Origin of the sequence: Sodalis sp. RH15 (assembly GCF_047324255.1) — a bacterium.
Taxonomy (GTDB): domain Bacteria; phylum Pseudomonadota; class Gammaproteobacteria; order Enterobacterales; family Enterobacteriaceae; genus Acerihabitans; species Acerihabitans ligni.
Genome location: NZ_CP178738.1, coordinates 6,191,454 through 6,198,471, shown reverse-complemented (window position 1 = coordinate 6,198,471; position 7,018 = coordinate 6,191,454). Strand labels below are relative to the sequence as shown.

6 protein-coding genes and 1 rRNA gene are annotated in these 7,018 nt (G+C 44.9%); 4 read left to right on the top strand and 3 right to left on the bottom strand.

Going from position 1 to position 7,018, the window contains the following annotated elements:
* Positions 1–168 precede the first annotated feature (168 nt).
* A 5S ribosomal RNA gene (gene rrf / locus ACL2XO_RS28000) occupies positions 169–284 on the top strand.
* A gap of 516 nt (positions 285–800) precedes the next feature.
* Here rrf and ACL2XO_RS27995 read toward each other — a convergent pair.
* The 3 genes from ACL2XO_RS27995 to mobA all read right to left on the bottom strand — a co-directional run bounded on the left by ACL2XO_RS27995 (position 801) and on the right by mobA (position 4,276).
* Positions 801–2,597, bottom strand: a complete 1,797-nt coding sequence (locus ACL2XO_RS27995) for an inverse autotransporter beta domain-containing protein (RefSeq protein WP_413726143.1) — start codon at positions 2,595–2,597, stop codon at positions 801–803.
* Positions 2,598–3,162: 565 nt separating this feature from the next.
* A complete protein-coding gene (gene mobB, locus ACL2XO_RS27990) occupies positions 3,163–3,681 on the bottom strand; it encodes a molybdopterin-guanine dinucleotide biosynthesis protein MobB (RefSeq protein WP_413742012.1) in 519 nt (172 codons plus the stop codon).
* A 22-nt stretch (positions 3,682–3,703) separates the two neighbouring features.
* Positions 3,704–4,276: a molybdenum cofactor guanylyltransferase MobA gene (gene mobA, locus ACL2XO_RS27985; protein ID WP_413743016.1), complete on the bottom strand. Its 573-nt coding sequence runs from the start codon at positions 4,274–4,276 to the stop codon at positions 3,704–3,706.
* A gap of 292 nt (positions 4,277–4,568) precedes the next feature.
* Between mobA and ACL2XO_RS27980 the strand changes: the two genes are divergently transcribed.
* From ACL2XO_RS27980 to dsbA, 3 genes are all read left to right on the top strand, one after another.
* Positions 4,569–4,838 (top strand): YihD family protein, encoded by a 270-nt coding sequence (locus ACL2XO_RS27980; protein WP_132924155.1) that lies wholly within the window; start codon positions 4,569–4,571, stop codon positions 4,836–4,838.
* Positions 4,839–4,924: 86 nt separating this feature from the next.
* Positions 4,925–5,911: a serine/threonine protein kinase gene (locus tag ACL2XO_RS27975; RefSeq protein WP_413742011.1), complete on the top strand. Its 987-nt coding sequence runs from the start codon at positions 4,925–4,927 to the stop codon at positions 5,909–5,911.
* A gap of 20 nt (positions 5,912–5,931) precedes the next feature.
* Entirely contained in the window at positions 5,932–6,561 is a 630-nt protein-coding gene (gene dsbA / locus ACL2XO_RS27970; RefSeq protein WP_132924157.1) for a thiol:disulfide interchange protein DsbA, read from the top strand.
* Positions 6,562–7,018 lie beyond the last annotated feature (457 nt).

Sequence of the window (7,018 nt, the reverse complement as noted above, 5' to 3'; positions counted from 1 at the left end):
TTGTTCCGGACCTAAAGAATACAAACAGTCGGTCGAAGCACTGACGGACTGTCAACAACGCGGAGCGTTGGCCTTGCACGGGGGAAATGACAAAATCGTCGGGAACGATTTTGTACAGCGCACAGCGCTGGCCCGCAGGGCGAGTCTCAGGAAGAGACGAGAAATTTGCCTGGCGGCACTAGCGCGGTGGTCCCACCTGACCCCATGCCGAACTCAGCAGTGAAACGCCGTAGCGCCGATGGTAGTGTGGGGTCTCCCCATGCGAGAGTAGGGAACTGCCAGGCATCCAATTGAACGAAGCCCTCTGTGAAAACAGAGGGCTTTTTTCTGCCTGCTAAACCAGGCGGTTCGTTACTCCATCAGTTCATGTAATAGCCTAAAGTGGGTCAACCGGCAGAGCCGGTTCAATGGAGCCGTCTGCGCCAGCCGTAACAGACCTGCGCAAGCGGACATAAACTGCGAGAATGCCACTCCATCAAAAATTTCTTCGTGGCCTTTTTTGCCCTTGACTCCATTGGGTGTCTAAGCCGCATCTTAGGGAGACAATGATTACAAAAAAGGCACGAATTAATGGAGACTTAATATAAGGATTTATTCATCATTTCATAATTCGTCAGAGTTGTCATCAAAACTGACCTTAGAAAATATGGCCAACCTCTTTTTCCCCTATGCTTCTTGATTTCTTACTCCATTGTAAGGCCTTTGGTTTCCGAAATATCATTATGAATGACCGTTGATTTCTTTTATTGCTCGTAAGTTACCTGTGGAGGTAGTCCATTACTAAAATCGGTTTGAGATTTTTAATTGTTTTCTAAGACCTCTCTGAGTTTATCAGCTAAGTTATTTTTTTCTTCTTCAGAAATATTTTTTAAAATGTCGTTTAGTTTATTTTTATCCTCTTCGGTAAAGGACGAAGATAATAGAGGTTTGGAACCGATATTCTCATTTTCACTATCAGTCCAGCCGGAATCATAATCGGTATCAGTAGTGGATTCTTCTGTGTAAGGATTATCATCATCAATATCAGAAAGTGAAATATTGTTAAGACTCTCATTTGAATCCGAATCTGTTTCATACGCAGTGTCATATAGATGATCTTCATCTTCCTCATCCGGGGAGGGGTAATAATTATCGTATTTATCAGACTTCAAATCATTATCATCATCCTCTTCTTCATTAAGGTTATCGATAGGATCCACTAATTGTTCCTCTTTTGTAATATTTTCTTGTACCGCTAGTGATTGAGGAATATTAGTTTCGAGTTGAGTGGGAGTATAGCGCTCAGTATAGATTGTCATTTGGCTAGGAGTTGAGGAGTTGCCTTTCTTATCATAAGCGGTGGCCTGGATGACAAATTGGTTTATGCCCTGGTTAGCAAATTGTGGCAACTGTATCTGGTAATCTAAAGGGGAATTAGTGGTAATTGACCCGCCACGAGATATAAAATCTTCGGCAAACCATTTGACATGATCTATCTCGTATTTCGACGTAATGGATAAATAGACCTGTTTTCTTTCGCCTTCAATACCCTTGAATTCAGCAGGAAGCGTGAGTTTTATCGCATCGCCAATGTTTTTGTCCTTATGTTCAAGGACAATATTATGGTTTCTATCGACCAAATCCAAACGTTGTGCCGATAATGTCCTGAACTGTGGCATCATTCTAGAATCAAGTTGCTTTGATAGCGGAACGTTGATTTTATAGTTGAGGGATAAATTCAGTTTATTGTCGTTCTTACCATTATTCCAACGAGAATGGTCTAATCCAAGGGATACTAACGGGAAAGGTGTATAAGACATGCCTGCAGTAAATGCCGATGGATTATCGTACCGTTCATGGCTATTGGTCGTTGCTACCTGACTGCCAAAGTACTGTTCATATTTGAGATTACCTGATATTTGGGGATAGCTTGATAAAGCCGCCTCCAAGCGCAGATCAAAGCCCTTGGCCACGCGTTCAACACTTCGGTCAAGGTAGGCTGAAGGCTTCCAACCTGATATTCGGTGGTAACTATTAGATGAAAATTTCAAGTAATCTTTCCATAACTCCAATCCAACGCTTAATCGCTGATGCTGGTTTCCTGAAATCTGCCTATCGTAAAAAGTATTATAACCCAGCATCCAACTGTCGAAGAAGTGCCGCTGTCCTACGCCAAAATTGACAATATTTCTTCCATCGTAGCGGCGTGCTCCGATTTGGCTGAAGATTAAATTATCGTCATCGTTATTCAATGGCAAAAGGAAATCAAAGGAGGCAGATTTTAGCGACTTGGCTAACAATGGAAGATGAATGACTGCCGACCCCTGTTTTTCCTCCGATTCACGAGTAGAAACATCTTCTGAAGAATAGCCATTCTGCTTCTGGTGAAGGCTTGTGCCAACTACCTCTATTTCGTTATCTTCCGCTATTTCCTTGTGATTTTTTCTTCTGGCATGGGCATTCGATGCGTTTTGATGAGTATTTGATGGATTTCTATCCTGTGTTAGACCCATTGGGATTGAGTTTTTATCAATTTTTTTTTTCTTTTCCGTAGATAAACAGCCCACCAGCAAGGCGGCCATACTTATGACAGTGACATACCATTTGAAAGCGATCATAGTTGTTCAGTATTTTCTTTGTTTTGATTTGAGAAAGTTTTTGTACTACGTGTTGGTGTAAAACGATAAATAGCAATATAACTCTAACAAAAGAGAATCATAGGAATACCTTCACACGATAAAGGAAAATTAATTCAATTATAAAATAATTGAACACATTAAAAGATTAAGTATTTTCGTGGTTTCTAGCCGATATATACTCCATATAAATCATTCCAAGTGATTATATTTAAATATAAAATTATATCATTGAGTGCGCTCATATTTTTTAAAGCGGGCAATAAATAGCATAAAAAGGCATGATGGGTAAAGAACCTATTCATAAAAATAATAATAGTAATGTCTGGATCACATTAATTTTTCAAGTCTAGATGGTATTTTAAACAGAAAAATTTTGTATATTGGTAATGTTGAAAGACTATCAAATAATAAAAATATATTTCTGCTTATTTGCGTAACGTAAACGCTTAATTGAAGTGAAGGATCTTTCAAAAGGACAAGTCAAGGTCTAACGAAGCATGACCTTCGTAACCTTTAAGGTTATATAGTTAAATGGCATCAGATCCTATCGGTTATCAACCAACCATTCGCTGATAAATGCGGCTATGCTTTCCGGCTGGTTGATATCCAACACCGGCAATGTCATATCCACTTTTACATCCCCGGCCACCGCAATGACGTATTCATCAATCAACGGGCGCCAGTCCTTGCCGGTATCCGAGCGGAATAGGGCAATTTTAGGCACCGGCTCATTTTTAAAGCCTTCCACCAGGATAAGGTCCACTAACCTCGGGTCCATTTGTGCCGCCAGCCATGAAAGGGCGGGCATTTCATTATCCTGATTTTCGGTCATTAGTGCCCAACGGGCGTCACTGGCCACCATGGTTTGCCGAGCACCCGCTCTGCGCAATTCATAGCTGTCTTTTCCCGGGGTATCCACGTCGACCTTGTGATGGGTGTGTTTGATGAGCCCGACTCGAACGCCCACCTGATTGAGCAAGGGTATGAGCTGTTTCAATAATGTTGTTTTGCCTGTCCCGCTAAATGCGGTAATCGCCAATAGCGGCGGATGCGATTTTTCCATGATGTTTATCCTCAATGGGCGTTTACTGACGCCAGTCTGCTATATCCCGCGGCGTATTCAGGTTTGAAAAGGCGGGATGCCGCGCCGTAAAAACAACCCTTGCGGCGTTAACCTGCATGAAAAACAACATCACCCTACGTTCTCCTCGGGATAGAAAATCTTCCAATGCCGGGATCAGCGAGCGGTTAAGGAGCGCGAAAGCCGGATGATCGCGCTCACCGGAATGGGCGAAAGCGGCATCGGCATTCCCTTTTCCTTCCCATAAACGCGCAACTAAATCAGCCGGGAAAACCGGTACATCGCAGGGGACGAACACTATCCATGAGGTGCCGGCGGCTTTCAGGCCTGCGAGCATGCCGGCCAGCGGACCTTGGAAATCGGGCAGCGTGTCGGTAATTACCTGCAGGCCGCTTTGCCGGTATTGGTCGAGATGGCGATTGGCATTGATAATGACTGTAGACACCTGCCCGGCCAGATGGTCGAGGACATGCCGGTAAAGAGGCCGCTGGTTGAGCAATATCAGCCCTTTATCTTCACCGCCCATGCGGCTCGAACGTCCTCCCGCCAGGATGACACCGGTTATTGATATGCTGATGATGGTTGTCTCCCGGAGATTTCTTATTGTTTGGCCGTTACTGCTAAAGATACCAGCTTTTGGAAAAGTTGCGTTTACCTGTAAGCGGTTTACGTCTTTAACACAGCCAGATTCGAGATCAGCGCTGCATTGCCGCGTCGACTCTTTAGGAAGGAGTCGCTGTTTGCCAAATGCTGTATGCTGGTCGCCCACATATTAAGATACAATGTTTCCGGGGTTACTTAACATTGATGTTTATCCCCCCCGGCGGATCTTGCTACATTATGACCGATACCATCAGAAGGATTGGATTATGAAATATCATCGCGTTGACGAACTTATCGAGCTTCTTCATCCCGCTTGGAGAAAAGAATCCGATCTCAATCTGCTGCAATTTTTGCAAAAACTGGCTGATGAAGCCGGTTATCAGGGCGGCCTGGCGGAAATCACCGACGATACGCTGATTTACCACCTGAAAATGCGGGACGCGGACAAGGCCGAGATGATTCCCGGCTTGCAGAAGGATTACGAAGAAGACTTCAAAACCGCCATCCTTCGGGCCCGCGGCATTATCAAAGAGTAGATGTTGCTTGCTAAAAAGAGTCTCCCGGTTGTTCCTGCCGGCAACCTGTCTGGTCTATTACTGGCTTAAAATAGATAAAACGTTTTATGAACATAACAGCATTTAATTTCAAGACGTTGATGCCGGAATTGATTATGGATGCCCTGGAAAGTGTCGGCTTGCGTATTGATTCCGGCCTAACCGCGCTCAATAGCTATGAAAACCGCGTTTATCAGTTTCTGGATGAAGACAGAAAACGTTACGTGGTGAAATTCTATCGTCCTGAACGCTGGTCTGACGAGCAAATCCTGGAGGAGCACGAACTGTCGCTCGGACTGGAGGAAGCGGAGATTCCTGTGGTCCCGCCGATGCGCATCAACGGCTCGACGCTGTTGAACCATGAAGGCTTTCGTTTTGCCGTTTTCCCAAGCGTCGGCGGCCGGCAATTCGAGCAGGATAACGACGAGCAGCTGGAGTGGGTGGGCCGTTTTATCGGCCGGATTCATCGCCATAACGGTGAAAAACGTTTCTCCTTCCGCCCCACTATTTCATTGGAAGAGTATCTGTACGAACCCAGGCGCGAGCTGGAGCAGAGCACCCTCATCGCCGGCAAGCAAAAGGAAGCATTTTTACGCGCGGTGGATCTTTTGATTGCCGAAGTGAAGATATATTGGCGTGATGACTGGCTCCCGCTGCGTTTGCACGGCGATTTGCATGCCAGCAATATTCTGTGGCGCGACGGACCGATGTTTGTCGATTTGGATGATGCACGCAACGGCCCGGCAGTTCAGGATCTCTGGATGCTGCTCAATGGCGATCGCATGGAACAGCAGTACCAATTGTCACTTTTACTTGACGCCTACCAGGAGTTCATGGTTTTTAATCCGCGTGAATTGGCCTTGATGGAGCCGTTGCGCGCAATGCGCATGATCTATTACCTTGCCTGGATCAGCAGGCGATGGGGCGATCCTGCGTTCCCCCATAGTTTCCCATGGATGGTGGAAGCTGGATTTTGGGAGCAGCAAACCGTGATCTTTACGGAACAGGTAAAGGTATTACGGGAGCCGCCGTTACAGCTTATGCCTTCGTATTAAACTTTAGAGAGAACATTTATATGAAAAAAATTTGGTTTGCGTTAATGGGTATTCTAATGGCTGTTGCATTCAGTGTATCCGCTGCGCAATTTACGGAAGGGCAGCAATATGTCCAGCTTGACAAGCCAGTAACCGGCGAACCGCAAGTATTGGAATTTTTCTCTTTTTATTGCCCCCATTGCTATGAATTCGAGCAAACCTATCATATTTCCGCCAGCGTCAGGCAAGCGCTGCCGGCCGGCACCAAAATGACCAAGTACCACGTTGATTTTCTTGGACCTTTGGGTAAGGAATTAACCCAGGCCTGGGCAGTGGCCATGGCGCTGGGCGTTGAGGATAAAGTCAGCCCCCTGATGTTTGAAGCCGTGCAGAAAACCCAGACCGTTCAGTCACCGGCCGATATTCGCGATGTCTTTATCAAAGCGGGCGTAAGCGGCGAGGAATATGATTCTGCTTTAAATAGTTTTGTAGTCAAATCATTAGTGGTGCAAGAGGAAAAAGCGGCAGCCGATCTGCAATTGCGCGGGGTTCCCGCCATATTTGTTAATGGAAAATACATGGTCAAAAATGACGGCCTGGATACCTCTTCCATGGATATCTATGTTAAACAGTTCGCTGATGTGGTGAAGTTTTTGCTGACGCAACAATAACATTCTCTCCTGCGTTTTAGTGCCGGTCATGTGAACCGCACCTCGGATGAGGGACAATAGACGTCTTTCAGTTGGTGGTGCGGTTTACAATTGCCGCCATTGGCATCAGTAAGTTATTTCCGGAATCGGCCTGTCGAAAATTGATTTTTATGTATATTCTTTTCAGGCTTAAGTTTAACGGTCATTAAACGGCATGGGAAAGGTTAAGTTAATATCCACAAACCGGGAATACCTATGTAATATAAGCAATTAGCAAATGCAATGTTCTAATTGGATGATATATATGATTTTTTTATTAAAGCATTGCTCTTCAAAGAATATATAAATCTTTAAAAATCTTTTTACTCACAAAGTTATCCACAGCATGATCCTGGGGATCCGGGTCTAACTTCAGTATTTTTATCGGCCTTATGATACGCTAACGTTCGTCACTGGCGGCCAGCTATGGCATGCTATA

What these genes read in the sequence shown, in the direction of transcription:
- ACL2XO_RS27995 (WP_413726143.1), bottom strand. Translation starts at nt 2,597, where the DNA reads ATGATCGCTTTCAAATGGTATGTCACTGTCATAAGTATGGCCGCCTTG.
- mobB (WP_413742012.1), bottom strand. Translation starts at nt 3,681, where the DNA reads ATGGAAAAATCGCATCCGCCGCTATTGGCGATTACCGCATTTAGCGGG.
- ACL2XO_RS27980 (WP_132924155.1), top strand. Translation starts at nt 4,569, where the DNA reads ATGAAATATCATCGCGTTGACGAACTTATCGAGCTTCTTCATCCCGCT.
- ACL2XO_RS27975 (WP_413742011.1), top strand. Translation starts at nt 4,925, where the DNA reads ATGAACATAACAGCATTTAATTTCAAGACGTTGATGCCGGAATTGATT.
- dsbA (WP_132924157.1), top strand. Translation starts at nt 5,932, where the DNA reads ATGAAAAAAATTTGGTTTGCGTTAATGGGTATTCTAATGGCTGTTGCA.